18 protein-coding genes are annotated in these 25,881 nt (G+C 73.6%); 7 read left to right on the plus strand and 11 right to left on the minus strand.

Annotation, left to right across the window (positions count from 1 at the left end):
* The first annotated feature begins 247 nt into the window (after positions 1-247).
* On the plus strand, positions 248-3,442 hold the full coding sequence (locus tag FGX59_RS00975) for an FHA domain-containing protein (RefSeq protein WP_171060461.1): 3,195 nt from the start codon (positions 248-250) through the stop codon (positions 3,440-3,442).
* Between the two features lie 73 nt (positions 3,443-3,515).
* A complete protein-coding gene (locus FGX59_RS00980; protein ID WP_138464459.1) occupies positions 3,516-5,195 on the plus strand; it encodes a hybrid-cluster NAD(P)-dependent oxidoreductase in 1,680 nt (559 codons plus the stop codon).
* A 175-nt stretch (positions 5,196-5,370) separates the two neighbouring features.
* Here FGX59_RS00980 and FGX59_RS00985 read toward each other — a convergent pair whose 3' ends face one another.
* The 8 genes from FGX59_RS00985 to tssK are packed head-to-tail and all read right to left on the minus strand — an operon-like array spanning position 5,371 to position 16,988.
* Positions 5,371-6,249: a DUF3365 domain-containing protein gene (locus FGX59_RS00985; RefSeq protein WP_138464461.1), complete on the minus strand. Its 879-nt coding sequence runs from the start codon at positions 6,247-6,249 to the stop codon at positions 5,371-5,373.
* 5 nt (positions 6,250-6,254) lie between these two features.
* Positions 6,255-7,235, minus strand: a complete 981-nt coding sequence (locus FGX59_RS00990; RefSeq protein WP_138464463.1) for a peptidoglycan-binding domain-containing protein — start codon at positions 7,233-7,235, stop codon at positions 6,255-6,257.
* A gap of 40 nt (positions 7,236-7,275) precedes the next feature.
* Complete coding sequence (locus FGX59_RS00995) at positions 7,276-8,814, minus strand: hypothetical protein (protein WP_138464465.1); 1,539 nt, start codon at positions 8,812-8,814, stop codon at positions 7,276-7,278.
* A gap of 48 nt (positions 8,815-8,862) precedes the next feature.
* A complete protein-coding gene (gene tagF, locus FGX59_RS01000; protein WP_138464467.1) occupies positions 8,863-9,627 on the minus strand; it encodes a type VI secretion system-associated protein TagF in 765 nt (254 codons plus the stop codon).
* On the minus strand, positions 9,627-13,163 hold the full coding sequence (gene tssM, locus FGX59_RS01005) for a type VI secretion system membrane subunit TssM (RefSeq protein ID WP_138464469.1): 3,537 nt from the start codon (positions 13,161-13,163) through the stop codon (positions 9,627-9,629). The genes tagF and tssM overlap by 1 nt, the downstream gene beginning before the upstream one ends.
* Before the next feature lie 9 nt (positions 13,164-13,172).
* A complete protein-coding gene (tssL, locus tag FGX59_RS01010; protein WP_171060462.1) occupies positions 13,173-14,411 on the minus strand; it encodes a type VI secretion system protein TssL, long form in 1,239 nt (412 codons plus the stop codon).
* Positions 14,404-15,636, minus strand: coding sequence for an FHA domain-containing protein (locus FGX59_RS01015; protein ID WP_138464474.1), 1,233 nt, complete (start codon positions 15,634-15,636; stop codon positions 14,404-14,406). The genes tssL and FGX59_RS01015 overlap by 8 nt, the downstream gene beginning before the upstream one ends.
* A 14-nt stretch (positions 15,637-15,650) precedes the next feature.
* Positions 15,651-16,988 (minus strand): type VI secretion system baseplate subunit TssK, encoded by a 1,338-nt coding sequence (gene tssK, locus FGX59_RS01020; protein ID WP_138464476.1) that lies wholly within the window; start codon positions 16,986-16,988, stop codon positions 15,651-15,653.
* A 445-nt stretch (positions 16,989-17,433) separates the two neighbouring features.
* On the opposite strand from tssK, the gene FGX59_RS01025 reads away from it, so the two are divergent.
* Both FGX59_RS01025 and FGX59_RS01030 read left to right on the plus strand, forming a co-directional pair.
* Positions 17,434-18,411 (plus strand): LysR family transcriptional regulator, encoded by a 978-nt coding sequence (locus tag FGX59_RS01025; RefSeq protein WP_171060463.1) that lies wholly within the window; start codon positions 17,434-17,436, stop codon positions 18,409-18,411.
* 11 nt (positions 18,412-18,422) lie between these two features.
* Entirely contained in the window at positions 18,423-19,376 is a 954-nt protein-coding gene (locus FGX59_RS01030) for a LysR family transcriptional regulator (protein ID WP_138464480.1), read from the plus strand.
* A gap of 869 nt (positions 19,377-20,245) precedes the next feature.
* On the opposite strand, the gene FGX59_RS01035 is transcribed toward FGX59_RS01030, so the two are convergent.
* Genes FGX59_RS01035 through FGX59_RS01045 form a run of 3 tightly spaced genes read right to left on the minus strand, consistent with a single transcriptional unit; the run spans position 20,246 to position 21,984 of the window.
* A complete protein-coding gene (locus FGX59_RS01035; protein ID WP_138464482.1) occupies positions 20,246-20,911 on the minus strand; it encodes a glutathione S-transferase family protein in 666 nt (221 codons plus the stop codon).
* A gap of 3 nt (positions 20,912-20,914) precedes the next feature.
* The gene (locus FGX59_RS01040; protein ID WP_138464484.1) at positions 20,915-21,268 is read right to left on the minus strand and encodes a DUF1428 domain-containing protein; all 354 of its coding nucleotides are present in this window, start codon (positions 21,266-21,268) and stop codon (positions 20,915-20,917) included.
* Positions 21,265-21,984, minus strand: a complete 720-nt coding sequence (locus tag FGX59_RS01045; RefSeq protein ID WP_138464486.1) for a glutathione S-transferase family protein — start codon at positions 21,982-21,984, stop codon at positions 21,265-21,267. Before FGX59_RS01045 ends, FGX59_RS01040 begins: the two co-directional genes overlap by 4 nt.
* A 971-nt stretch (positions 21,985-22,955) precedes the next feature.
* Here FGX59_RS01045 and FGX59_RS38080 point away from each other — a divergent pair.
* The 3 genes from FGX59_RS38080 to FGX59_RS01060 all read left to right on the plus strand — a co-directional run bounded on the left by FGX59_RS38080 (position 22,956) and on the right by FGX59_RS01060 (position 25,846).
* Positions 22,956-23,360, plus strand: a complete 405-nt coding sequence (locus FGX59_RS38080; RefSeq protein ID WP_206078263.1) for a hypothetical protein — start codon at positions 22,956-22,958, stop codon at positions 23,358-23,360.
* Positions 23,361-24,584: 1,224 nt separating this feature from the next.
* Positions 24,585-25,127 (plus strand): sigma-70 family RNA polymerase sigma factor, encoded by a 543-nt coding sequence (locus FGX59_RS01055; protein WP_206078264.1) that lies wholly within the window; start codon positions 24,585-24,587, stop codon positions 25,125-25,127.
* Positions 25,124-25,846 carry an anti-sigma factor domain-containing protein gene (locus tag FGX59_RS01060; RefSeq protein WP_138464488.1) on the plus strand — a complete coding sequence of 241 codons (723 nt, stop codon included), beginning with the start codon at positions 25,124-25,126 and terminating at the stop codon, positions 25,844-25,846. Before FGX59_RS01055 ends, FGX59_RS01060 begins: the two co-directional genes overlap by 4 nt.
* Positions 25,847-25,881 lie beyond the last annotated feature (35 nt).

Below are 25,881 nucleotides of genomic sequence, written 5' to 3' on the forward strand. Positions count from 1 at the left end.
TCGTTCCGGCGCCTTCGCCCGGTGCCGCCGGGGCACCTGAACCGGGTATACCAGAGCCCTCCCCGGGCCCTGCATGCGTTTTGGCCATGCCCGCATGCGGACGGCGACGGTTCCCGCAATAGCGCCTCTGCATGATGCTGGGGTGACGCAAAACCGTGCCCGCCGCGAACCCGGCCGCCATGCCGGGCCCCGCCGCCGCACCAACCCGCACGGTCCCGGCCGGGCCGCGCGAAACAGGGGAATGCCGATGTTCGCCAGAGTTTCCGAACGCAAGATGCTGTCCGTCCGCGGGGTCCTCTTCCTGGCCTGGCTGGGGCTGATCGCCTCGCTGTTCTGGGATCCCTTCACGGTGGAGCTGACCCGCGCGGAGAACCTGGCCAGCCCGTTCCGCACCACCGACGGAACTGTGCCGATCCAGGATCTGCGCCAGGGCAGCGAGCCCTACGCGATGGGCGCGCGGGTCTTCTGGACCATGGCGGTGCCCTTGCTGCCGCTCTTCCTGATGGTCTTCGGCCACGAGGCCTGGCGGCGCATCTGCCCGCTGTCCTTCGCCTCGCAGATCCCCGGCTATCTGGGCCTGCAGCGGCGGCGCAGCGCGCTGAACCGGCGCAACGGGATGGTGCAGAAGGCGATCGTGCTGGTCGAGCGCAGCAGCTGGCTGGGCCGCAATGCCTGGTACGTGCAGTTCGGGCTGCTTTTCGCCGGGGTGACGGCGCGGCTGCTGATCATAAATTCCGACCGCCATGCGCTGGCCGTGGCGCTGATCACGGTGATCGCCGCGGCGATGCTGACCGGGCTGCTCTGGGGCGGCAAGACCTGGTGCAACTACTTCTGCCCGGCCAATATCGTCCAGAAGATCTATACCGAGCCGCGCGGCCTGCTGGAAAGCGCGCCGCATCTCGACCGCCCGGCGATCCCGCAGTCGATGTGCCGCAAGCCGGGGCCCGAGGGCGACCAGAGCGCCTGCGTCGCCTGCACGGTCAACTGCGGCGACATCGACCTGGAGCGCGCCTACTGGCAGGGCATCCTCGATCCCCGGCGGCGCAACACCTACTACATGTTCCTCGGCCTGATCTTCGGCTTCTACGGCTACTACTATGTCTATGCCGGCAACTGGGACTACTACTTCTCCGGCATCTGGACCCACGAGGCGGGCATTGCCGGACGGCTGACCGCGCCGGGGGTGTTCCTGTTCGGCCAGGCGCTGGCGGTGCCGAAATTCGTTGCCGCGCCGGTCACGCTGGCGCTGAGCTGCCTGGCCTCGCTGGGGCTCGGCCGCCTGCTGGAGGCCGGCTACCGGCGCTACCGCGCGGGCGAGACGCGCTTCAGCGAGGCCGAGATCGTCAACCACTGCCTCAGCGTCTCGGCCTGGGCCTCGATCAACGCCTTCTACTTCTTCGGCGGGCGGCCGAACCTGCTGCTGCTGCCCGAGCTCGGCACCCGGCTGGTCGACCTGCTGATCGTCTCGCTGACCACGATGTGGCTGCGCCAGGCGCTGCAATGCTCGCCCGGCCGCTACGAGCGGGAAAGCATGACCCAGCGCCTGCTCGACCAGTTACGAAGGCTGAAGGTCGATGTCAGCCGCTATCTGGGCGGCCGCAATCTCGAGGATCTCAAGCCCGACGCGCTCTACGTGCTTTCCAAGGTGCTGCCCGGCTTCTCCCACAGCCAGAAGCTCGACGCCTACCGCAACGTGCTGGGCGACGCGGTGGCCGATGGCGGCACGGCGAGCCCCTCGACCAACAAGCTGCTGGGCGACCTGCGCAGCCAGATGGAGATCAGCGACGAAGAGCATACCCAGATCGTCGAGGAACTGGGCTTCCAGGGCAGTCTCGGCATCGAGGGCGTCGCGCTGAGCGAGGACGAGCGCCGGGCCGGGCTGCCGGTCTACCGCGACCTGGTCGGCAATTTCCTGGCCGAGCGGCTGGCGGCGGGGCGCGGCATGGACGAGCTGCTGGCCGAACCGGACGTGCGCGCGACGATCCAGATCCTGCGGGACAGCCTGCAGGTCACCGAGACCGAGCATCTCACCGCGCTGGCGGCGCTGGCCGGGCAGGACGGCATCCTCAGCCAGCGGATGGACGAGCTGCTGGGCCAGATCGTCGACCAGCAGGGGATGCGGTTCTGCATCGAGGCGGTGGAGGCGGGCGATCCGCTGGGCCGCACGCTGGCCGATCTGCTGTCGGAGCGGCTGCGCACGCGGGAAAGCGCGCTCTGCGTCCGGGCGCTGTCGATGCTCGGGACGCTGTCGGGCGGTCCGGCCGCGGCCGCGCATGCCCGCAGCCTCGCCGCCATCGCCGCGGACCAGATCCGCCCGCTGCTGCGCGCGCATGTGGCGCCGGGCGCCGAGGAGCACTGGGAGGACTGCCTGCCGCAGCGGCTGCTGCAGATCCTGCGGGGCGAGGAAGGGCCGGGCGCGCCGCCTGCCGCCCGCTCGCCGCGCCAGGTGCTGGCGGCCAGCGCCGACGAGCGCGGCAATCTCCAGCGGCTGCTCGAGGATCCCGAACCGCTGATGCGCGCGCTCGGCCTGGCGGTGTTCAGCTATCTCGACGACGAGCTGGCGCATGAGGCGGCCTTCTCGGTCGCCGGAAGCCCCGCCGCGGAGGAGAACGAGATCCTGCGCAGCGTGGCGGCGCGGCTCTCGGGCAGCGAGCCGCGCGCCAATGCCGAAATCGAGCCGGCCGAGCTGCGCATCGACCTGGAGATGCCCGGCCGCCCCCGCCAGAGCGTGACCATGACCGCGGGGACGGTCCGCATCGGCCGCGCCTTCGACAATGACATCGTGCTGAACCACCCCGGCATCTGGGCCTATCACGCGGTGCTGAAGGCCGCCCGCGGCGCGGTCGAGCTGCAGCGGCTGGATGGCGGCGAGGTGCGGCTGGACGGCCAGCTGGTGACCGCGGATGCCGTGCCGCTGGCCCGCGGCGCGGAGATCGGTCTGGGCGCGGCCGGCGCGGAGGCCGCGCGGCTCGGCCTGAGCTGGGACAGCGGCGCCGCCGCCTTCGAGACCCTGGCGATCGAGCCGGTGATGCGGCTGGCGATGCTGGTGCGCAATCCCGAGCTGCGCCGCCTGCCCTTGGCTGCGCTCGGCGAGATCGCGCTCGGTGCCACCGCGCGGCGCTACCTGCCGCATGCCAGGGTCGTCTCGCCGGAGTTCCGTCCCGGCCATTTCCTCGTGCATTTCGGCCGGGTCCGGCTCTTCGATCCGGCGCGCATGGACTATGCCCCGGGCGCGGAGTTCGGCCCCGGCGACATCCTGCATGCCGAGCTGGCGCAGCCCTATTCCGAGCTGGTGTCGGAAATCGACGGCGATTTCGCCGTGCTCCTGCACCTCGCCCCCTCCGACGCGGTCGCGGCGGCCGCCCGCCGCGGCGCCGCGCTGCCGCCCGGAGCGGTCGCGGCCGCCGCCGAGCTTGGCCGCGCGCGGGCCTCCGGGCTCTGACGCCCGGCCCCCCGTTTCCCTCCCGGTCCGGCGCCGTCCGGGCCATCCCGTTCCCGAACCGAAGGACAAGCCCATGACCAAGAGCTTCACCCCGCCGATGCCGCTGGCGCGTCCCGCCGACCTGCCGCAGCTCCTCTTCGGCGTCTTCGCCTTCGTCGCCGATGGCGAGCGCGACATCACCCCCCAGGAGGTCCGCCGCTTCCAGACGCTGCTGAAGGAGACCGGCTGGACCGAGAATGACGACCTGCGCGCGGCCGCGGCGGCGCTGCGCGACGACTATGCCGGGCACTGGTCGCGCTACGAGGAGCGCACCGGCGCGCTGAGCCTCGAGGAGCGCGGCGAGGCGCTCGGCCGGGCCGAGGCCGCGCTCGGGGTGGAGCGCAGCAAGGATCTGCGCAAGGGGCTGAAATCCTTCCTCGTGCATCTGGAGCGTGGCAGCCATGGCGGCGGCATGTTCGGCGCGGGCGAGGCCCGCGGCCGGGCCCGGGCACGCGCCGAGCTGCGCGGCCTGCTCGACAGCGAGGCCCGCGCGCTGCCGGTGCCCGCCGAATACGGTGCCGAGGCCGCGCCGGTCGCGACCGCGCTGCCCGCGCCCGCGGACGGCTGGCCGGCCGCCGCGCTCGCCCCCGGCGGGCCCGGCACCTGGGAGGGCGGCCGCACGCGGGTCCGCTGCGTCTCGGCGGTCAGCGAGACCCATGACACCAAGACCTACACCTTCGTCGCCGAGCCGCGCTGCCTGTTCCATTTCCGGCCCGGGCAGTTCGTCACGCTGGAACTGCCGGTCGAGGGCCGGCTGCTGCGCCGCAGCTACACCATCTCCTCGTCGCCCTCGCGGCCCTATGCGCTGTCGGTCACGGTCAAGCGGGTGCCCAAGGGCTGGGTGTCGAACTGGCTCTACGACAACATGGCCGAGGGCATGGACTTCGACCTGCTCGGCCCCTCAGGCACGTTCAGCTGCCTCGAGCAGGCGCGGCGGCCGCTGCTGCTGCTCTCCGGCGGCAGCGGCGTGACCCCGGTGATGTCGATGCTGCGCTGGATCGCCGATACCTGCAGCGACACCGACGTGGTCTTCCTCAACCATGTGCGCACGCCGCAGGACATCATCTTCCACCAGGAGCTCCTGCATCTGAGCGCGGTGATGGGCGCGCGGCTGAAGCTGGCGATCGTGCCGGGCGAGGTGCCGCCGGGCCAGGTCTGGAACGGGCTCGCCGGACGGTTCAGCGCCGAACTGCTGCAGCAGGTGGCGCCGGACCTGCTGCAGCGGACTGCCTATGTCTGCGGCCCGGCAGGGTTCATGCAGGCGGCGAAGGCGGTGCTGGAGCGGCTGGGCCTGCCCGCGGAGCAGTACCATGACGAGAGCTTCGGCGGCGCGGCTTCCGTGCCCGCCGCCCGGCCCGCGCCATCGCTGCCCGCACCCGCCATGCCCGCGCCCGCACCGGTCCCGGCCATGCCTGCGCCCGTGGCCCCGGCCGCGGCCGCGCCTGCCCCGGCGGGGACGACCGTGACGCTGGGCGTCACCGGCGGCAGCTTTCCGGCGGCGCCCGGCCAGACCATCCTCGAGGCGGCCGAGGCCGCGGGGGTGGCGCTGGAGAGCTCCTGCCGCTCGGGCGTCTGCGGCGCCTGCAAGCTGCGCCGCAGCGCGGGAGCGGCGGCCATGCCCGAGCAGCCGGTGCTGTCGGAGGCCGATATCGAGGGCGGCTACCTGCTGACCTGCATCGCCTGCGCTGAGGAGGACGTGACCCTGGAGGCCTGAGCCTCCCTCCCTTTCCGGGCGCCTTCAGGCACCGGTCCGCGGCGGCGGGCCGGTGCCTTTCGCTATGCGCCCGCACCCGCCGACGGCGGGGAGGCGCGCAAGACTGCGGCCTGCCGCCGGGGAGAGGCGACAGGCCGCTTGCCCCCGGGAGAGGGGCGGGGGCAGGGGGTGCGGATCAGCTGCCCGGTTCGAGCATCTTCACCGCATTGGCGAGCATCCCGCGCAGGCGGTTGAACTCGGCGGCCAGCTCCGCCACCTCGTCCTCGCCGCGGATCTCGACGGGCCGGACATCGGCATCCTCGAAGCTGACATCGGCCGCGGCGTCGCGCAGCGCCCGCACCGGCGCGATCACCACGCGCTGCAGCAGCAGGTTCAGCACCGCCATCATCAGCGCATAGGTCGACAGCAGCCCGATCGACAGGGTCGTCATCATGCCGCTGGCGCGGGTCAGGACCAGCTTCATCGGCACGGTGATCACCTCGGCGCCGACCACCTCGCCCAGCTCCCAGCCGAAGCCGCCATCGCCGCCGAAGAGGTCGGTATAGCCCGGCGGCGCCGCCTCGGGGCTGGAATGGCATTCCAGGCAGGCCGGGTCGCTGACCGAGACGGGCCGCACCACCGAGAGCATCCGGCCCGCGTCGGTGTCGCGCTCCACCACCTGCTCGCCAAGCGCCGGATCGGCGCGGAACTCCGCGATCAGCTCGGCCTGCCAGGGCTCGGGCGCATTGGCCGGATTGGTCGGGTTCAGCGTCGGGTAGCGCACCGAATAGGCCGGCAGATGCGCCTCGAGATCGCGGTAGTTGTTGTAGAGCACCCAGAACGGCACCGATTGCGGCAGGAAGGTCCCCGAGGGATGCGCCGTCAGCAGCGGCGTCACCTCGCGCGAGGTATAGCGGCGGATCACGTCGGACTGCGCCGAGAGGATCGCCACCTCGTGCAGGAGCTGGCGCTCGACATTGCGGTAGATCAGGAAGGCCGAGACGGCCAGGGTCAGCGCGAAGGCCGGCAGGAAGGCGGCGATCAGGGCGAGGTTGAACTTGGCGCGCATCTTCATGCCGGTCACTCCATCACGCTCATCAGCGCGGCGATGTCGTCCGGGCCCAGATCGCCCGAGCGCCGGCTGCCGGATTCGCCCTGGTACATGCGGATCGCGCTGATGCTCGCCGGGCCGAAGAGACCGTCGATCGGCCCGGAATAATAGCCCAGCCGCTGCAGCGAAAGCTGGATCATCCGCCGGTCGGCACGGGTCAGCGCGGCGGCGGCCTGCGGCGGCACGGGCGCGGCCGCTTCGGCGGCAGGCGGCGCCGCGGGTCCGGGCTGCGGCGGCGGCGCAAGCTGCGTCTCGCGCTCCTGCGGCAGGCTCGCGGCCTGCGCCTTGGGCCCCGGCGGGATCTCCAGCGACAGGCGGGCGATCATCGTGGCGACGGCCATCTCGGGCGCCGCCGCCGCCAGCGTGGCGGGAAGCGCGGCGGCCAGCGGGGCCGGATCGGCGCCATGCGCGGCGATCGATCCGGTCCGCGGCAGGGGCGTGCCCTGGGCGAGGCCCAGGAGGCTCTCGGCGTCCCCGTCGCGCAAGGGCGCCAGGTCGAGCAGCACCAGGCCGCTGCCCGGCAGCTCCCGCAGCGCCGGGGCGGGGATGCCCTCGGAGACGGCGTCGGTCATCCGGTTCATCCGCGCCGAGACCGGCAGCAGGAAGCTGCGCCCGTCGAAGACCGTGCCGTAGCCGCAGAAATAGACCATCCCGGGCCGGTTCCCCTCGGCGCGGGCGGTGCGGAACCGCATCAGCGCGGCGGAGACCTCGCCATGGGTGGAGTCCTGCAGCAGCTCGACCTCGAACCCCGCCCGGCCGAGCGCCTCGGCCGTGGCGGCGGCGGCGGCGGCGCATTCCGGCCGGTCGGGCAGGTACCAGTAGCCGGACTGGGCGAGGACCAGCGCGGCCGGGCTGCCCGGCGCCGCCGCGGCAGGCCGCAGCGGCGGTCCGCAGAGCAGCGCAGCCAGCAGGGCCGCGGCGCCGGAAAGCGTGGAGAAGAAGGCAGTCATGGGGCGGTCTCCCTTGCGTCTTGGAACTGCGGCCGGGCGGTCACGACACGGCCTGGAGGCGGGCGGGAACCTGGTCGAGGATCCGGCCGAAGGCGGCGCCGACCGTGCTCTGCGGGAAGCCGTCGGGGCAGGCATCGAGCCCGGCGAAATCCCCGGCCAGGCGGCGGCGCAGGGCGGCGGCGGCGGCGGCGAGCTCTTCGATGTCGCCCGGCATCAGCCCGCCCGGACCCGTTGCGCTGCGCATCAGCGTCTCGGCGCGTTCGAGAAAGCCGGCCGTGCCGGACATCAGGCTGTCGGCCAGCCCGTCGAAGAACGCCTCTGCCGCGGGATCGAGCCCGTCCTCGCCCTCGCGCCTGAGCCCGGCCTCGAAGGCGGAGCGGGCGGCTTCGACCTGGCCGAGCCCGGTGCCCATCGCCGACAGCATCGCCTGCGCCAGCCCCGCGAAAGCGGCCCGGTGCGCCGCGGGCAGCGGGCCGGGCGCGGCGAAGTTCTCGCGCAGCCGCGCCGGGTCGTGCATCACCGGCAAGAGCACCATCGACAGCCGCTTGAGCGCCTCGAGCTTGCGGTCCGGCGCCAGCCCGTCGCCGAAGAACGCGTCCACGCGCTGCCGGATCTTCTCGCGCGAGGCCTGGCCGTCCGGTTCGGTCTTCAGGATCAGCCGGGTGGCGATGTCGAGGAAATGCGCGGTCACCTCGTCGCTGCCGACCGGCAGGTCCGGGGCGTAGAGATCGAGCGCGTCGGAAAGCTGCGGTTCCGCGGACAGGCCCAGCACGGCGCGGCGGGACTCCTCCATCAGCATGCGCGGCGGCCCGGTCTCGATCAGCGCGGGGCGCAGGTCTTCCTCGGTGGCGGCAAGCCGGGCGGCGAATTTCTCCTCCATCCGGGCGGCCAGCTCCTCCCGCGCGGCGGGCTCCACGCCCGGGATCCGCGCCGCCGTTCCGGCGACGATGGCCGCGACCGAGCGGGCGGCCTTCGCCGCGCGGGCCTTCTCCAGGTCGTTGAGCGGACGGGCAGCGGGGGCAGCCGGGGCGGGCCCGGACTCCGCCTCGGGCTCGGGCTCCGGCTCGGGTTCTGGCGCCTCCGCTCCGGCCGGCCCGGGCACAGCCTCGTCCGGCAGAGCGGGCGCCGCGGCCTCGTCCGGTTCGTCGGCCTCGAGCAGCGCCTCGATCTCGGCCTCGTCCTCCTCCTCGTTCCGCGCAGCGGCCGCGGCGTCCATCTTGTCGGCCTGGCGGATCGGCGGCGGGGCGATGCCGAACTTGCGCAGATAGCCCTGCAGGGTCTTGCGCGCCGAGGAGAAGGCGCCGCGTTCCATCGACAGCCAGATCGCGCCGTCCTCGAACCACAGGAAGCCATCGCTCCGCTCGGCGATCTCGGTGGCCTTCGGCTGCTTGATGCCGAATTTCGTCAGATCGGCCTTCGCCTTGGCGAGCTTCGGCCGCACCAGCGCCGACTGGCTGTCCTGCTCGATCCGCGCCGCCGCGAAACCGAGCGCCCAGCCGGGCTTGCTGCTGCGGATCTTCTCGCTCTTGCGGATGGTCGACATCATCCGCTTTGCGAGTGCCGGGGTGTGCTTGGGCATGGTCTTCCCTTTCTTCCGGTGTGAAGGTCATGGCGCAGGGCGTCGCGCCTATCCGTCGCGGTCCCAGGGCCGCAGCCCGGGCGCGCCGCCGCGGCCGGCGGCAAGGGGGGCAAGCTGCCAGCCATGCTGCCGCCAGCCGCCGTCGATGAGGGCCACGAAGCCGCGCGGCGAGACGAGCTGCGCCGAGACCGCCAGCATGGGCGGCATCGCCCTGCCGCCGCCGGTCCAGCACAGCACGCGCCTCGGCGCGGCATCGCCGCAGGTCTCCTGCGCCTGGGCCGCGGCGGCGGAGGCCATGGGCAGTTCCAGCGCCAGCCCCTCGCCGGGAGCCACTGGCAGGGGCCCGCGGCCGCGCCGGGGCAGCGGCGGCGGGTCGAGCCGGGGCAGGGCGCGGCGCTGCAGCTCGCCGGGGTCGAAGCCGGGATCGAGCGCGTCGAGCGCCAGCGCCTCGACCGCCGCGAACCAGCGGTTCAGCCCGGCCATCAGCGCCATCGTGTCCGCGGGAAAGGGGATCTCTGCGCCCAGGAACAGCGGATAGGCGCGGCCGACCGTGTCGCGGCTGGGCAGCATGACGCCGATCAGCGTGGCGGGGCCGAAGATCTGCAGCGGCAGCACGAAATTCCAGGTCGGCGCATCGGCGAAGACCTCGCGCCAGCCGGGCCCGTGGACCTGCTGGCAGGCGGCCAGCCCGGCCTGGATCCAGGCGTCCCAGCCGCGCCGGGCGGCCGGGGAGATGCCGGAGGCGACGAAATCCGGGCGCGCGGGCAGCTTGCCGAAGGCGCAGAACCGGCCCTTGAGCGAGACCGGGCGCATCAGAACCCCTCCGGGCAGCGGAAGCCGGCCATCAGGCTGCGGTCGAGCGGATTGACGGCGGCGTCCGACTGGAAGACCAGCCCGGCACTGCGCCCGTCGGCGGCGAAGACCGCCTCCAGCGCGCCGGGCGCGGCCCCCGCGCTGCGCCGCGCGGCGCGGTCGAGCAGCCGGTAGAGCGCCCAGTCGCCGCTGGCCGCGATGCCCGGTTCCCGCCCGCCGAAGAGCCGAGGGAAGCCGATCGCGGCGCGGCCGAGCCCGGCGGCGCCCGGCCAGTGCATCCGCGCCGCGCGGGTGCCGCCGCGCTTGAAGCGGGCCTCCTCGCCATTGACGGCGAGCCGCACGGTTGCGCCCGCGGGCTCCGCCGCGCGCAGGCTGACCTGGAAATCGACCGAGGGCCGCTGCCCGGTGCCGCGGAAGAGCGCGTCGCGGATCGCGGCGGCCCGTTCCAGCGCGGCCAGCGCCTCGGGGTCCAGCCCGCCTTCTGCATTGGCGCCGAGCCCGCCCTGGTCGCGCCAGCGCCAGGGCGATCCGCTGCGGTCGATGCTGGCGGCGAGGCTCTCCTCGACGAAGCGGTCGATGGCGCCGCCCGGGCCGAAAAGCGCGCCGAATTCGGCCAGGGGCGCCTCCTCGGCCGCATTGGCCGCGAAGGGATAGCGTCGGGCGGCGACCGCGCGGCAGAGCTCGGCCGGACCGGCCTGCCAGCGGGCGTTGAGCGCGGCGCGCGCCGAGCTGGCGCTGCGGCTGACCGTGCCGGTGCTGATATCGGCGATCCAGCTCTGCACCGGCTCGGGCAGGGCCGCGGCGCTGGCCCGGACCTGGCGCATCACCATCGCCGCCCCGGCGGTATGGCCCAGCGACGAAACCGTGCCCGAGGCCTGGATGTCGCGCAGCTGGCGGTAGAGGTCGCGCAGGTCGGCGATCACCTGGTCGACCGAGGGCAGCGCGCCGCTCTGGCTGTTGTCGGGCACCTCGATGAGCGCGCGGATCTCGCGGAAATGCGCCGGGGCGAACTCCTCTGCCGCCGCCAGCGCGGCCGCGGCTGCCGGGCCCGGTGCCGGCGGGGCGTGCTCTGCCGCGGTGCCATCCTCGGCCGCGGGCGGGGCGGGGCGCTCGATCGCGGTCTCTTCGGCGACCGAGGCCAGCAGCAGCCGGATCGGCGAGCTCGGCGCCGAGAGGCTGTTCATCACCCGCAGCGCCTGCGGCAGCGAGTCGAGCGGCACGACGGCGAGCGCCGACAGCGTCTCGTCCCAGCGCAGCGCCAGCTCGCGCAGATACAGGTCAGTGGCCTCCGCGGCCAGCCGCGCGGCGAGGCCGCTCAGCGCTTCGCCCTCCGCCGGGGGGCGGTCCTCGAGTACCCAGATCTCGCGGGCCTGGGCGCGGGCCAGCGGCTCCAGCGCGGGCAGGACCGCCTCGCGGAAGCCGCGGGCGGTGTAGAGGCCGGGCACGACCGTGCCGTCGAGCGGCCCGCGGCGGTCGCGGAAGACTTTCTCGGCCTCGGGCCCCGCCACGTCGGTCAGCCGCCACGCGGGCAGGGCCGCCGCGGCCTCGCCCGCGGTGATCGCGGCGAGCAGCCGCCCGGCGGGAGAGGCACCGGCCAGCCCCGCGCGCGCCGCGGCGATCGCCCCGGGATCGAGCGGGAAATCCGGCTGGCCGAGCGCCAGCAGCGCGTCGGCGTGATCGAGGAGGGCGAGGCGCTTCGCGCCATTCTCCGGACCCGGCAGGGCAGCGCGGGCGCTGCGCTCGGCCCAGTGGCGGACCGCCGCCGCATCCCAGTCGCCGCGCCCGCCGAGCAGCAGATAGGCCTTGAGCGCGGCGAAGAGCGCATCGGGATCGCCCGCGGCCTCTGCCATGTCGCGCTCGGCCGCCAGCACCAGCCGCGGCAGCAGGATCCCGCGCAGCGCGTCGCCGTAGGCGGCGGCGCCCTGGGAGGCGAGCACCCGGCCGCTGCCCGGAAGCGGGCCGGGACCCTGCGCGTCCCTGGCGCGCAGCGCGGTCTGGCGGATCGTGGCGAGCGGCACCAGCGCGGCGGCGAAATCCGGCTCGGCCACCGTGTCGGGGCGCAGCGCGGCGGCCTGAGCGGCAAAGCTGTCGAGCCCGCGGCCGAAGGCGGAGATCTCGGCGCTGCCGCGCAGATGCAGCGCCACCAGCGCGCAGGCAGCACCCCCGGCGGCCAGCGCGATCGCGGCCCGCGCGCCCTGGCGCAGCCGCGCCCGCCGCCGCGCCTTCTGCGGATCCGCCGCGACCAGCCCGGCCTCGCCGAAGACCACCTCGCGCAGGAGCCGCGCCAGGAAATAGCTGCGCGCGGTCTCGCCGCCCGGCTTGCCCGGCGCGGGGTCGATCCGGCGCAGGAAGGCGTCGAAGCGGTGCGGCGACTGGGTGCCGCTGGCCAGGTAGACGCCGCGCAGCAGGAAGGGCGTCTCGAAGGAGCTGGGCTGGAAGACATCGCCGACGAAGTCCGCCACCGGGCCGCGCAGCGCGGCGATGCGCTGGGGGAAGCCGAAGATCGCGCCGCGCCGCGCGCCGTCCAGCTCCTGCTGCAGCCGCTTGACCAGCCGCGCGTCGAGACTGTCGACCAGCGCGTCGAATTCCGGGGCGAGGGCCTCGCAGGGGGCGGGGGCGCCGTCGGCGGGCAGGTCGAAGGTGATCCCCAGCACCGCATCGCGGGAGTCGCGCCCGAGATCGTCGAAGAACTCGCCGAACCCGTCGACCAGGTCGAGCTTCGAGATCACCACATAGACCGGCAGGGTCAGGCCGAGCCCGTCATAGAGCTCCCGCACGCGCTGGCGGATCCGCTGCGCCTGGTCGCGCCGCGCGGCCTCCGGCCCGGCGATCAGGTCGAGCCCGATCACCACCAGCACGCCATTGACCGGCTCGCGGCGGCGGTGGCGGCGCAGCAGCCGCAGGAAGCCCAGCCAGGCGGCGCGTTCGGGGCCCGACGGGTCCTGCTGGGTGGTGTAGCGCCCGGCCGTGTCGATCAGCACTGCCTCGTCGGTGAACCACCAGTCGCAGTGCCGCGTGCCGCCGATGCCCTGCAGCGGGCCGCTGCCATGGCGCGCGCCAAGCGGGAAATGCAGCCCCGAATTCTGGATCGCCGTGGTCTTGCCCGAGCCCGAGGGACCGATCACCGCGTACCAGGGCAGCTGGTAGAGCCAGTGCCGCCGCCCGCTGCCGAAGCGGCGCTTGCGCAGCGTGCCGAGCGCCGCGCGCAGCGAGCCCGCGACGGTGCGGATCTCGTCCTCGGCCAGCGCCGCGGCGGCGGCGGGGTCTCGGGGCCGGCCGGCAGGGGCGGTCTCGCCGCCATGGAGCAGCTCCTCGACGCGGCGGTTCACCTTGTCGTCGATGCCCATGCGGATCTCGGCGGCGGCAAGGCCCGCGGCCGGCAGGAAGAGCCCTGCCAGCAGGTAGCCCCGCGCCGCCTCGAAGGCGGTGCCCTGGAAGGGCGCCAGCCAGAGGACCAGCACGACGAGGACCAGCGGCACCGCAATCGCGGCGATCAGAAGGACTTGGCGGCGCGGCAGGCGCTTCGGAAAGGGCATGGCGGGCTCCTAGGGGGCGGGCTTGAGGAGGACGAATTCGGTGCGGCGGTTCAGCCGCCGCCCGGCCTCGGTGTCGTTCGGCGCCACCGGCTGGGACGCGCCGCGGCCCTCGATCGAGAGCCGACCGGGATCGGCCATCTCCGCCGCGGTCAGTGCCGCCACCGCCCGCGCGCGGGCCAGCGACAGCGCGTCATTGCCGGGAAAGGCCGCGGTGCGGATCGGCTGGGCGTCGGTATGGCCGGTGACCAGGACCTGCCCCTCCTCGCCGTCGAGCGCGCGGCCGACGCGGCGGATCACCGGCAGGAACTGCGGCAGCGGATCGGCCTCGGCCGAGGGGAACATCCCGTCGCCGCGCAGGGTGACGGTGATGCTGCCGTCGTCTTCGGTCACGCTGACCAGCCCGTCGCGGATCTCGGCCTCCAGGAACTTGCGCAGCCGTTCGGTCGGGGCCACGGCGACAGGGGGCGGCGGCGGGGCGGGGCGCAGCAGCGTGACCTGCCCTGCGGGCGGCAGCGCGGCGACCCGGTCGGGCAGCGCCTGCACCCGCGCCATGAGCAGCGCCGAGAAGAGCGCCTGCAGCAGCACCAGCCCGGCCGCCGCGGCCAGCGCGAGAAGCCAGAGCGGCAGGCCCTGCCGCGCCTGGACCGAGGGCACGCCGGTGCCGCGCCAGCGCGGCGAGAGATCGCGCTCGGCCGGGCCGCGGATCGAGCGGATCAGCCGGTAGAGATCCTCGCGCAGCAGCTGCAGCTCTCCCGCGCCGCGGGCCGAGACCCGCAGACGCCCCTCGAAGCCGAGGCTGAGGCAGCAGTAGAGCAGCTCGATCAGGTCGATATTCAGCCCCGGCTCCTTGCGCAGCTGCTCGAGCAGGTCGAAGACCCGGTTGCCGCCCCAGGTCTCGCTGAAATGCGCGCCCACCAGGGAATGCGACGGCCAGACCGAGCGGCTGCCCCAGGCGGAGTTCATCGCGACGTCATCGAGCGTGGCGCAGAGCGCATATTTCGACGCCTTGAGCATGTTCGGCGCCAGGCCCAGCGGCTGGACGCGGGTCTCGAAGCTGCGGATCATCGCGAAGGCGGCGCGGTGGAGCCGGTCGGCATCCTGGCCGAGCGCGCCGGATTTCATCGCCGCGCAGAATTCCAGAACCGGCCCGGCAGCGATGACCAGGGGCGCGTGGCGGCCCTGTGCCGGGGTCGCCCAGAGCGCGGGCGCGGCCCGGGGCAGGGCGCCGGGGGCGAGACCGTCATCCATCGCGCGATCCTCCTCCGGCGCGGCCGCCCAGCTCGGCGCAGAGCGCGGCGAGATCGGCGGAGACCTCGCCATGGAGGCGGGCGAAGGTGTCCTGGCAGCCGCAGTCCCGGTGGCGCAGCCGTCCGAGCGGTCCCTGCGGCGGCGCGGGCAGCCGCGCGACCAGAGCCGCGGGTGCCAGGTCGCGGCGCAGCGCGTCCAGCGCATGTTCCAGCATCGCCGCCGCCGCCTCGTGCTGGTCGGCGATGCCGCTGCAGGCACGGGCGATCTCGGCATCGCCCGGCAGCTGCCCGTCCTGCGGTGCTTCCAGCAGCCGCGCCAGCGCGCCGCCCGGCGGCGCCGCCGATAGCGGCGTGTCCCCGGCCTCGCTGCCCGGCCCGTCGCGGCGCCGCGCGCAATCGGCCAGCAGCATCTGCAGCCCCGAGAGCGAGGCCGCCAGCAGCCGTCCGGCCAGCGTCATCCGCTGCCGCCCCTGCGGTCCCTCGAACAGCGCCGGATCGAGCCCGGCCGCCTCGGCGAAGGCGGCCAGCGCCGCGGCGCCCCGGTCCGGCGGCGGCGGGGCCGGCGGGGCCTCGGCGGCGGGCGGCGGCATCTCGGGCAGGGTGCCGTCCTGCAGCGCGCGCAGCTCCGCCATCAGGTCCCAGGTCTCCGGGATCGGCTCGCGGCCCTGCGCGGGCGGCAGGTAGGCGCCGCGCTGCGGATCGAGATGGTCGTCGTGCAGGCGCGGCGCCGGCTGCGGAAAAAGCGCGTCCGGCTCCGCCGCGAAGCCCGTGGCGGGCTCGGGGCGCACGGCATAGACCCCGTCCTCGGCCGAGGCCAGCACCTGGTCGAGCAGGTCCGGCGCGGCGGGCGCCGCAGCGGCGTCGGCAGGCGCCTCTGGCACGGGGTCCTCGGCGGCGGCGGGGGGCGGCGCGGCGCCGGCGCCGCCCGTCACGGTCAGCCGGCAGGGGCCGATCTGCAGCCAGTCGCCGTCGCGCAGCGCGAAGGGCGCGTCGCGGCTGCGCAGATCCTCGGTGCCGTTGACGAAAGTGCCGCCGGTACTGCGGTCGATCACGACATAGCGGTCCTGGTCGCGGGCGATGACGCAGTGATGCGCCGAGACCGCGCCGCCGGGCGCGCCGATCACCAGGCCGTTCTCCTCGGCATGGCCGAGCGTCAGGCTGTGCTCCACGCGGACGCTGCGCGGCGGGCCGCTGCCGCAATCGAGGGAAAGCTCCAGGGGGGGCATGGCAGGTCCTCCGCTCAGCTGCCGCGGATCGCCCAGAGGGCCATCTCGAGACCGGGGAAATCGCCGGAGACATGCAGCGCCAGCCCGCCGGAGGCCTGCAGCTCCTTCCAGAGCGCGTCGGAGCGGTCGAGCTCGAAATAGACGGTGCCTGCGGCGAAGGGGATCTGGCGGGGCGCGACCGGCAGCGGCTCCAGCCCGATGCCGGGCAGGGCGACATTGACGAGCTCGCGGATGCGTTCGGCGGGCCCGGCCTTGACCTGCGGCGGGAAGCTGCGGCGCAGCGCGTCGGCGGCGATGTCGGCCCGCACCGCCAGCACGAAGGCGGCCGAGGCGAAAAGCGTGCGGTCGGCGGTCTCGGCGAGATGCACGCCGTATTTGAACGGGCGCAGCGGCAGCGGCAGGGCGGACTGCTCCAGCACGGTGTTCAGCGCGCTGCGGATCGCGTCCATCACCGGCCGGAAGGTGGCGGCCAGCTCGCCATGGTCATAGGCCGCCGCCTCGGCGCAGCGTCGCGCGCCGGGGGCGAAGGTCGCCAGCTCGCCGGCCAGCTGCAGCATCTGGCGGTAGGCGCTTTCGGGATGCAGCCGCGCCAGCCCGGCGAGATGGCGGAAGACCGGCTCGAAGCGGTTGACCGCCTGCAGGAGCATGAAATCGGTGATCTCGGCCACGCCGCGCGTGCCCGACTCCGCCAGCCGCCCGGCCAGCGCCTCGCCGCGGTGGTGCAGCAGCCCGGCGATCTCGCCCAGATAGCCCGAGAGCACCGGCGAGACCGCGCAGTCGAGCGCGGGGGGCACATGGCCCTCGTCGAGGACGAGCGTGCCGTCGGCACGGCTCTCGACGATCCGGGCGACCGGCAGGCAGGCATAGCCCGACCGGTCGGCGCTTTCCGGCAGCAGGCGCAGCCGCAGCCGCAGCACCTCGATCACCGTCGCCTCGGCCTCGGCGCCGACTGTGTCCGACAGGCTCTGCTCGGCGATGCGGTAGCGGGCGGGCAGGTCGGTGGCGGCATGGCGCTGCACTTCGGGCAGGCCGGGCTGGCGCAGCGGCAGGCACAGATGGACGCGCTCGCCGCGCAGGTGCTTCGGCGGGGCATAGGGCGCGGGCGGGTCGGCCTCTCCGGGCAGGGAGAAGGGGGTGCCGTCATCCAGCACCCCCTCGGCCGCCGCGAGCCCGATCCTGCCCTGTCCCAGCAGCTCGGCATTCAGCTTCAGCGCGGAGAAGCCCCAGCCGAAGCCGCGGCCCCCCAGCAGCGCATGGCGCGCCAGCCGGTCGACATGGCGGTCGGTCTGCTGGAGATGTTCGGGCCGAAGGAACAGGCCTTCGGTCCAGGCAACCCTGTTGTCCCAGGACATGGCGATCCCCTGTCTGATGTCGCGGAGGGCCCGGAACGGCCGCTCCTGCCATCTTGGTACCGCCGGGGCGGGGGTTTGCGGCCATGCGTAGTTCGCATGTGCGGATGCGGTCGGCGGTCCTCCGGGACGGGCATGGCGGCATGGCGAATTTGCATGGCGGCCTGCGGACAGCGGCGCCTATCCTGCTTCTGGACCGGCCGGCAGGCAGGCCCCAGGCCGGGCTCCGCATCCGGAGGCAGGCGCGGCGCCTTCCGCCGCCGGGATCGCAGCGCCGGGGCGGAAAGGAGCGCAGACATGCCCGACTTTCTTGCGGGATTGTCAAAATTCGAACAATTTCCCGCCGAATGGGCAAAGAGTGTTACAAATACCTTCAATAGTCTTTCCGCGGCTGCGGCCGCACTGGGATGTGTAGGGAGTGGTCATGGCGGCAGCACGCGGGTTGGGGATGGATACTGCGCTGGACGAGGCGGGAGAGACCGGGGAGGCCCGGATCGAGAGCAAGCTGGCCGGGTTCGACCTGAACCTGCTGGTCGCGCTCGAGGCGCTGGTGGTCTGCCGCAACGTGACCCATGCCGCGCGCCGGGTCGGCCAGACCCAGCCGGCGATGAGCCGTGCGCTGGCGCGGCTGCGCGACATGCTTTCCGACGATCTCCTGGTGCGCGGCTCGGCCGGCATGCAGCTGACGGCGCGGGGCGAGTACCTGGCGCGGCACCTGCCCGCCTCGATGGCGCATCTGCGCGACATCCTCGAGGCGCGCGAGGCGGCGGTGGAGGTCAAGCTGACGATCAGCGGGCATCTTTCGCCGATCCTGCTGCCGCGCTTCCTGCGCGACGCGCCCTCGGGCAACACGACGCTGCGGGTCGGCACGCACCGGACGGCGGCGGCGGCGATGGACCAGCTGCGCGCGCGCACGGCGGATTTCATGATCGGCTCGGATTTCGACATCGAGCCCGAGCTGCGCACGCGGCTGCTGTGCAGCGAGGATTTCGTCACGCTGGTGGCCAATGAGGGCTATCTGCAGACCGGCGCGGGCTCGGATCTGGCGCGGTTCCTCGAGCTGCGCCACGCGGTGCTCTGCGAGGACGGGGCGGAATGCTATCCCCAGGTGGCCCAGGCGCTGGTCTGGGCGGGCATCTCCCGCGCGCGGCTGGTGCGGGTCGAGGGCATCACCTCGGCCGGGCTGATGGCCAGCCAGGGCGATGTCGCGCTGACCGTGCCGCAGTCGATCGCCGCCTGGCTGCAGCAGACGGTGAAGCTGAATGTCGTGCAGGCGCCGCTGGAGATCGCCAAGCACCGGATCCGGATCGGCTGGATCGCCCAGGAGCTGGAGCCGGATTACGACGTGATGCTCGACAAGATCGGCATCTCGGCCCGGGCGGCGCTGATCCCCGGCCGCGCCGGCGCCGCCCGGCGCCCGGGCTGAGGGGCGCCGCGATGTCCGTCCAGCCCGCGCTGAGGATCGACGAGCCGGAAGAAGGCCCCGGGCTCGGCCGCTACGACCTCAACCTGCTGGTGGTGCTCACCGCGCTCCTGCGGCGGCGCAACATCACCCATGCCGGGCGCGACGTGCGGCTCAGCCAGCCCGCCGCCAGCCGCGCGCTGACGCGGCTGCGGGCGGTCTATGGCAACGACCTGCTGGTCAAGCGCGACCGCAGCTTCGAGCTGACCGGGCTCGGCCAGTTCCTGCTGCCGAAGCTGGACTTCACGCTCGAGGGGATCGACCGCATCCTCGGCCCCTACATGCCCGCGCCCGAGCGCTTCACCGTCGCGATGCCGGACCACCAGGCGCTGACGCTCTCCGGGCACCTGTCGCGCTATTTCCGCGAGATCTCGCCCTCGACCGTCTTCCTGCCGCTGACCAGCCTGGCGCAGTCGATGAACCACCTCGAGAACGGCCAGGTCGATCTGGTGCTGGGCAATGCCGAGGACGCCCCGGCCGGGTTCTTCCGCCGCGCGCTGCCGCCCTTCGCCGCGGTCGGGCTCTGCCGCCAGGGCCATCCCGCCTGCCGCGGGCGCTTCGCCCATGGCGATCTGGGCCGCTTCCTGTCGATCCGGATCGGCAGCGGCTACCAGGCGGGGTTCGGCGAGGTGCATGACGGGCTCGAGGCGCTGCGCCCGCGCGGCCGCGAGACGCTGACCGTGCCGGACATCCACACCGCGGCGAGCCTGCTGCTCGACACCGACGGGGTGCTGGTGCTGCCGGAGCGGACCGCGACGTACCTGGCCTCGCGCTATGGCCTGGCGACATTCGCGCTGCGCGGGCGCAAGCTGCCGGAATACCAGATCGGCCTTCTGTGGCACGAGCGCAGCCATCGCGATGGCATCCATGCCGGGGTGCGCAGCGTGGTCGCCTCGATGATGCTCGAGGGCTGCAGCCGTCCGGACTGACCGGCGTCCAAGCCCGGAGCGGGTTGCATGCACCGTGCCCCGCATGGTGCCTCGGGAGGGCGAGTTCTCTCGGGGACGGGTTCCGGTCGGGGGCGGCGCGAAGGTTGCGATGGCATGGGCTTTGCGCGTCGGCCGGCCGGTTTCATGGGCGTGCATTGCGAAAGCCCGCGGGGGGCCAGATCGGGGGCCTGCCCGCAGTCGGGGCTGGCAGCTCTCCAGCGGCTTCAGGGACGGATCCCCCATGAGCGGGGCACCCGGTCAGGGCCGGGCTCAGGGAGCAGGCGGCCCCATTCCAGCGGGCGCCGGACGCGATCCATGTGGTGCAGGGCCGGCGTGTCCCTGCGCCTGCATGCTTCGAACCCGGAGCCGCGCCCATCTGCGCGTCCCGGTCCCTGCGGCCCGTGCCCCGTGCCCGGGCGCCTTGCGGCAGGGACCGGTAGCAGGGCGGCAAAGCCGGTGTCGTTAGCAGGTGCTGAAAAAGCCCGTCCGGCGACGGAGTGCAGGGCAAGACTGGAAAATCTGTCCGGAATGCGGCTGTACGTGATCTTCTCTCGGGGATGTTTCAGCCCAATACGGAACAGTTTCCTCCCTGGCGACGCCTCAGGGCAATTCCAGCAGCCTGCTAGGGCCCATGCCTCCATGCGAAGCCGGAAAGCGCGTGACGCGATCGCCGCGGGCCTCGGGGCAGGTCCCGGCCCCCGCTGCGCTGCGTCATGGTGGCAGCGACCCTGCTCCCGCATGGCAGCCCGGCCGGCAGGCACGGCTTGCGAAAAGGGCACAGCCCGGTTCCGGCCATCGCACCCTGCCGGTTGCCTGCGCGGGAGAACCGGGGCTCGGCCCTCCGCGATCCGGCGCCCGCCCCGGCGGCGCTATTGCGTCCCGCGTTCCGCGCGGGCTGCGTCGGCGGCGGCGAAATGCGCGATCTGGTCGGCATGCGCCCTGGCAAAACCCGGCCGGCTGCAGGCGCGCGCGACATAGGCGTCGGTCGCGGGATAGCTGCCGAGCGCGCGGATCCAGGGCGGGCGGAGGATGTCGGCCATCAGCAGGTCGGCCGCGGTGAAGCGGTCCGCCGCCAGCCAGTCCCGCCGGCTCAGCACGCCTTCGAGCGCCTCCAGCCGCGCCTGCAGCCAGCGCTCGAGCGGGTTCTCCGGCGGGTCCGCCAGGCCGATGACCCACCAGGGCACGCTGACCATCTCGATCGAATTGAGCGCCGAGACGATCCAGGACAGCGTGTCCGCCCGCGGCCCGGGCTCGCGCGGCATGAGCGCCTCGCTCTTTTCCGCCAGATAGAGCAGGCAGGCGCCGCTTTCGAATAGCCCCAGCTCCCCGTCCGTCAGGAACGGCACCTGCCCGTAGGGCTGGCGCGCGAGATGCTCCGGCCCGCGCTCGGCAAAGGGGACGGTGCCGGTCCGGTAGGCCAGCCCGGCCTCTTCGCAGGCCCAGCGGAGGCGGAGGTCGCGCACATATCCGCGCGGGCCCTCCGGCACCCAGTCGAAGGTCCAGATGGCCAGCCCGTCCCGCGCTTGCCCGGGCACGGGTCAGGCCCTGCCTTCGAAGATGGGAACGAAGCTGCCCCACATCATGCGGCGGCCGTCGAAGGGCATGTCCATCTCCTGCCAGCGGGGATCCGTCTGCATGCTGGCGCCGCACCTGTCGTGAGTGTCCCTGTCGGGCCAGATCATCCAGGACAAGCAGACCGTCTCTCCGTCTTCCAGCGCCACGGCCCGCCGGAAATCGGTGTGCTTGCCCTCGGGGATCTGGTCGCCCCAAGTCTCCATGATCTGCAGCGCGCCGTATTCCCGGAACAGGGGCCAGGCCTTGCGCGCGCTTTCGATATAGGCCTGCTTGTTCCCGTTCGGCACGGGGGTCAGGAAGCCGGCGACATAGGTCATGCGAGTTCTCCTTGCTTGGCGCGACGTTCCGCCATCCATTCGTCGAAACCGGGCGGCGGATGGCCCGTGAAGCCGGCCATGTGATCGGCCAGCGCCTGCCGGAAGGCGGGCCGTTCGGTGGCCCGCGCGACATAGGCGGCGAGGTTGGGGACGGCGTCGAGCAGGCCCGTGCCCTCGATGATCCGCAGGACGCTGGCCATCATCAGGTCGCCTGCGGAGAAGCCGCCGCCGTACCAGTCGGCGGAGCCGAGCCGGTCCGAGGCGTCCTGCAACCGCTCGGCGATCCGTTCTTCGATGCCCGGCAGGCGGGGGGCGGCCCAGGGCTCCGCCGCTTCGAAGATCGTCATCTGCGCCCGGTCCATCACCGGCGGCTCCACCGTGTTCAGCGCGGCAAGCAGCCATTCCAGCGCCCGGCTCCGCTCCGCGGGCCCCGCCGGCATGAGGCCGGGGAACCGCTCGGCGACATGCCAGACGATCGCGCCGCTTTCGAAGAGGGCCAGGTCCCCTTCCTCGTAGGTCGGCACCTGGCCGAAGGGCTGGAGCGCACGATGGGCGGCCTCCTTCTGCTGCCCCTGGGACAGCAGCCGCACGGCATAGTCCTGTCCGGCTTCCTCCAGCGCCCATCGGACCCGCAGGTCGCGGACCTGCCCGCGGGCGAAGTCGGGGACCCAGTCGAAGGCGGTGATGGTGATGGCAGCCTCGGGATCAACCGGCATCGGACATCTCCGCCGGTCCCGTCCGGGCCGCCGCGGTGCCCGTCCGTGCCGAATGGCGGGCTTGGCGGCCGCGATCGGCAAGGCGGCGCCCGCAAGGCAGGCTCCGGCCCCGTGCCGCAGAGGGACCGCCAGCGGCGGCGTCCCTGCGGCCGATGCAGAGCGGCACATGTGCCGCCCGCGCCGGGGTGACATGGCGTTGATTGATGCAAGCCGCCCGGAATTCCCGGACCAGCCGCATCGCGCATATGCTGCCGGGCCGGACCGTGCCGGGCGCCCGGTGGGTCCCGGCGAGGGCCGCGCAGAGGGTGGCCGGGCTGCCGGTCTCTGCCGCCTGCAGGGTCGCGCTGGTCATGTGGGGCATCGTGCGTCCTCCCTTTCCGCGCCGAAGCTGGAAACAGGCTAGGCCACTTTGGTTACAAAAAGCAACTCAGAAAACACAAAAAGTAACCAATCGGCGGAATCCCCCCTGGGCGCTCTGCGGGGACGCCTGCGGCCCTGACATCCCGGCGAATGCCGGACGGGGCTGATCGTCAGGCAGCGCATGTCCCGGCCGCGCTGGTGCCGCGCATTCGCGCGAACCGCCGGGCATCGGCGCCAGGGCCCTGTCCAAGCGGCTTGCGGTCTCCCGAGGCAAATGGATCCGTCATCCGCGCGACCGCCCCCGCGCCTCCGCCGGCACGGCGCGGCGCCTCGCGCATCGGGGACCGGCCGCCGCGCCGGTCCTGCAGGCGATGGGCCGGCGGCCGCTGCTGCCGTCCCCGGCCTCCGTCATGGTCCCTGCGCAGGGTACCCGATACGGGCGCGGGACATGACACCTGTCGCGGTCTTCGCCATCGCCAAGCCGCAGTCAGCGGCCCGGCACTCGAAGGGCGCGATGCCGGTGGAACGCGGCGCGGACGGCGCTTCGAAGCGCCCTCTCTGCGCAGGCGTGGCACCCGGGATCGGCCCGGAGACTGACGCCGGGCCCGAAGGTGCCGACGGAGGCGCCACCGGTCCGGGCGACCGCTGGCGACGCATGCGCCGCAGCCGGGGTCGCGGGCGATTGCAGGCTGGCCTGCGTCACGCCGCATGTCGCGCAGAGTGCGCGCCAATCGGGCATCGACGCCTTCATCGCCCGCCTGGGCATCGACGCGCCCGTCGAGCCGCCCTTCGGGAAGCTCCGGGAGCCGGGCGAAGAGGCGACGGAGCTGGACCTCGCCGAGGCCTCGGTGTTCTGGGCGATCGGTTTCCGTCCAGATTGCTCATGGATCGAGGCGGATGTCTTCGTCGCCCGCGGCAAGCCGGTCTATCGCAGCGTCGAGCGGGCGCGGTCCCGCTTCATCCCCATCCTGGCAGCGGCAAACCTTGCCCGGCTGCCACAGCTGCCGGCGATGTGAGACCGGCAGCTGCCGACCCTCAGGCAGCGCGGCAGGAACGGGCCGGGAAGTTGCCCGGCCGCATCCAACCCGCGGAACCCTTTCCGCGCGCCGGATTATCTCAGCAGCCTGCCAGGACGGGATGGCGGCGATCTGACGGGCAGGGCGCGCGGAAAAGCCAGTTCCAAACGGTGCACCAGACAGCGGCAGGCGGATTGGGGTTCCGCCCGTCCTCGTCCCGCCGCGCGGACCGGTGCCATGCGTCAGGCGGCGCGGCCACCGGGCCGCGAGCCGGAGACATGGGCGCAACCGGCCCGGCGCCGACCTCCCATGATGCGCCCTGGCCATTCGGGTGCCATCCATGCGCGGTCCGTGCCCGATGGCGACGGGTCCTGTTTCGCGCCGGACCGGGACGACCGGTGCCGGAAGGCATGGGGTCATATCGACACTCCGGACGGCGCCCGGGACTCTTGATCCCCTCCGGGACATGGCTGCGCCATGTTCTGCCGGGCTGCGGACAGCGCCGGTCTCCGCTTTCCCGGCGGCGGCTGGCGGGCGTGGCGGCATGGTGCATCGCAGCGGCGCGAGGCGTGCATGGGGCAGATCACATGGAGGCCGATGCGGGCGGCCTCCACCTCCAGCCGGGAGGGCAACCGCCTGATGCGGCCCCGGCCGCTGCCGAAGGACCCGGCCGCCGGGGGATCGAGGCCGAGACAGCCGCAGCCTCGCCAAGATCGTCTGGCGCGACGCGGGCGAGGGTGGCTCTATCGCCGCGCCTGGAGGTCCGACGGCCCCGCGGCGATTTCGCAGAACGGGACCCTGCGGGCTGCGAGTTCCCTGGGCCGGGTGTTCCGGCAGCGCCAGCCCGGCCGAAGTCCCATCTGCAGCCTGTCGGGGCAGATGCCGGGCTGCGCGCTCTGGACGGGGTGGCCGCGGAGATCCCGCTCCGCCTGGCGCGCTGCGCCTCCGGGAGCCGCCGCGGGGCGCCCGGCAGGGCCGGGACCGGAGCCGCGGCCCGGACGCGGCGGGCAGCCGGGCGGCTTGATCCGGGCGCGGATTTGCGCTGCGATGCCGCGGCCTGCGCTACGCGCCGGTTGCGCGCGGGGACCGAAACCGGGTTGACCTGCATCCGGTTTGCCCCTTCCCTCCGTATCAGGGGAGGACCGGCGCGCTGGTCCCGGGGCAGGGGCCCGCCGAGGGGCCGGATGACGGCAGGATTGCCGGAGGAACTGAGTTGGACTTGTTGTGACCGAGACGGAGCGTGCCGATTCCGCCGAGCTGCTCGCGGCCTGTGCCGCGCGCGATGAAACCGCCCTTCGGCGCCTCTTCGAGGCGGAATCCGGCCGCATGAAGGGCATTGCGATGCGGATCCTGCATCGCCACGACCTTGCGGAGGAAGCCGTGCAGGACGCCTTCGTGCAGATCTGGCAGAACGCCGCGCGCTACGACCGGCGGCTCGGCTCGCCGCGCGCCTGGATGAATGCCATCGTGCGGTTCCGCGCCATCGACATCCTGCGCAGCCGGCCGCAGGAGGATGCGGTGCCGCCCGAGGATCTGGACCGGATGCGCGACGGCGCGGTGGAGGCCGCCTGGACCGGGCTCGACGGCGACGGGCGGCTGCGCGGCTGCCTCGAGGCGATCGACGAATGGTCGCGCCGCGCGCTGCTACTGGCCTATGTCGCGGGGCTGTCGCAGGCGGAGATCGCCGGACGGTTCTCGCGCCCGCTCGGCACGGTCAAGAGCTGGATGCGCCGCGGGCTCCTGTCGCTGCGGGAGTGCCTGGGATGACCGGCATCCGCAACCTGGCAGAGGACTACGTCCTGGGGCTGCTCGACCCGCAGGAGCGCGCAGAGGTCGAGGCGCGGCTGGCCGCGCCGGCCGGACCGCAGGACGAGGCGCTGGCGGCCGAAGTGCGCGCGGTTTCGGAAAGCTGGCTGGCGGTGGACCGCACCGCGCCGGAGCTGCCGATGCCCGTAGGCGCCTGGGCGGCGCTGCAGGCGGCCTGCGCCGCCGCGCCCGACGTCCCGGCCGTGGCCCCGCCGCCGCCGGAGGGGGCGACGGTGCACCGGCTGCCACAGGCGGCCCGGCGCTGGCGGGGGATCGCGGGCCTGGCCATGGCGGCCTGCATCGGCCTGGCCGCGCTGCTCTTCTCGGAGCTGCTGACCCCCGACCCGGCGGTGATGGCGATCCTGCTCGACGCCGACGGCAATTCCGTCGCGGTGATCGAGGCCTTCGCCGATGACACGGTCCGCGTCACGCCGCTGGCGCCGGTCGCGCCGGACGGGGCGCAGGTGCTGCAGGTCTGGACCAAGCCCGATCCGGAGGGGCCGCCGGTCTCGCTGGGGATCCTCGAGCGCGCGATCCGCTCGAGCCTGGCCGGACCGGACCTGCCGCGCCCGGTGGCCGACCAGCTCTTCGAGATCACCATCGAGCCCGAGGGCGGCTCGCCGACCGGGCTGCCGACGGGCCCGGTCCTCGGCGTGGGCCTCGCGCAGCAGACCTTCTGAGACGCGGTTTCCGGCAGGGAGCGAAAAAAGTTCCG

Source organism: Poseidonocella sp. HB161398 (assembly GCF_005870025.1).
Lineage (GTDB): Bacteria > Pseudomonadota > Alphaproteobacteria > Rhodobacterales > Rhodobacteraceae > Mangrovicoccus.

Coding starts and splice junctions, on each gene's coding strand:
- FGX59_RS01025 (WP_171060463.1), top strand. CDS start 17,434: ATGGATACTGCGCTGGACGAGGCGGGAGAGACCGGGGAGGCCCGGATC.
- FGX59_RS00980 (WP_138464459.1), top strand. CDS start 3,516: ATGACCAAGAGCTTCACCCCGCCGATGCCGCTGGCGCGTCCCGCCGAC.
- tssL (WP_171060462.1), bottom strand. CDS start 14,411: ATGGATGACGGTCTCGCCCCCGGCGCCCTGCCCCGGGCCGCGCCCGCG.
- FGX59_RS00995 (WP_138464465.1), bottom strand. CDS start 8,814: ATGCCCAAGCACACCCCGGCACTCGCAAAGCGGATGATGTCGACCATC.
- tagF (WP_138464467.1), bottom strand. CDS start 9,627: ATGCGCCCGGTCTCGCTCAAGGGCCGGTTCTGCGCCTTCGGCAAGCTG.
- FGX59_RS01045 (WP_138464486.1), bottom strand. CDS start 21,984: ATGCCGGTTGATCCCGAGGCTGCCATCACCATCACCGCCTTCGACTGG.
- FGX59_RS00975 (WP_171060461.1), top strand. CDS start 248: ATGTTCGCCAGAGTTTCCGAACGCAAGATGCTGTCCGTCCGCGGGGTC.
- FGX59_RS01015 (WP_138464474.1), bottom strand. CDS start 15,636: ATGCCCCCCCTGGAGCTTTCCCTCGATTGCGGCAGCGGCCCGCCGCGC.
- FGX59_RS01060 (WP_138464488.1), top strand. CDS start 25,124: ATGACCGGCATCCGCAACCTGGCAGAGGACTACGTCCTGGGGCTGCTC.
- tssK (WP_138464476.1), bottom strand. CDS start 16,988: ATGTCCTGGGACAACAGGGTTGCCTGGACCGAAGGCCTGTTCCTTCGG.
- FGX59_RS00990 (WP_138464463.1), bottom strand. CDS start 7,235: ATGACTGCCTTCTTCTCCACGCTTTCCGGCGCCGCGGCCCTGCTGGCT.
- tssM (WP_138464469.1), bottom strand. CDS start 13,163: ATGCCCTTTCCGAAGCGCCTGCCGCGCCGCCAAGTCCTTCTGATCGCC.
- FGX59_RS01030 (WP_138464480.1), top strand. CDS start 18,423: ATGTCCGTCCAGCCCGCGCTGAGGATCGACGAGCCGGAAGAAGGCCCC.
- FGX59_RS00985 (WP_138464461.1), bottom strand. CDS start 6,249: ATGAAGATGCGCGCCAAGTTCAACCTCGCCCTGATCGCCGCCTTCCTG.
- FGX59_RS01040 (WP_138464484.1), bottom strand. CDS start 21,268: ATGACCTATGTCGCCGGCTTCCTGACCCCCGTGCCGAACGGGAACAAG.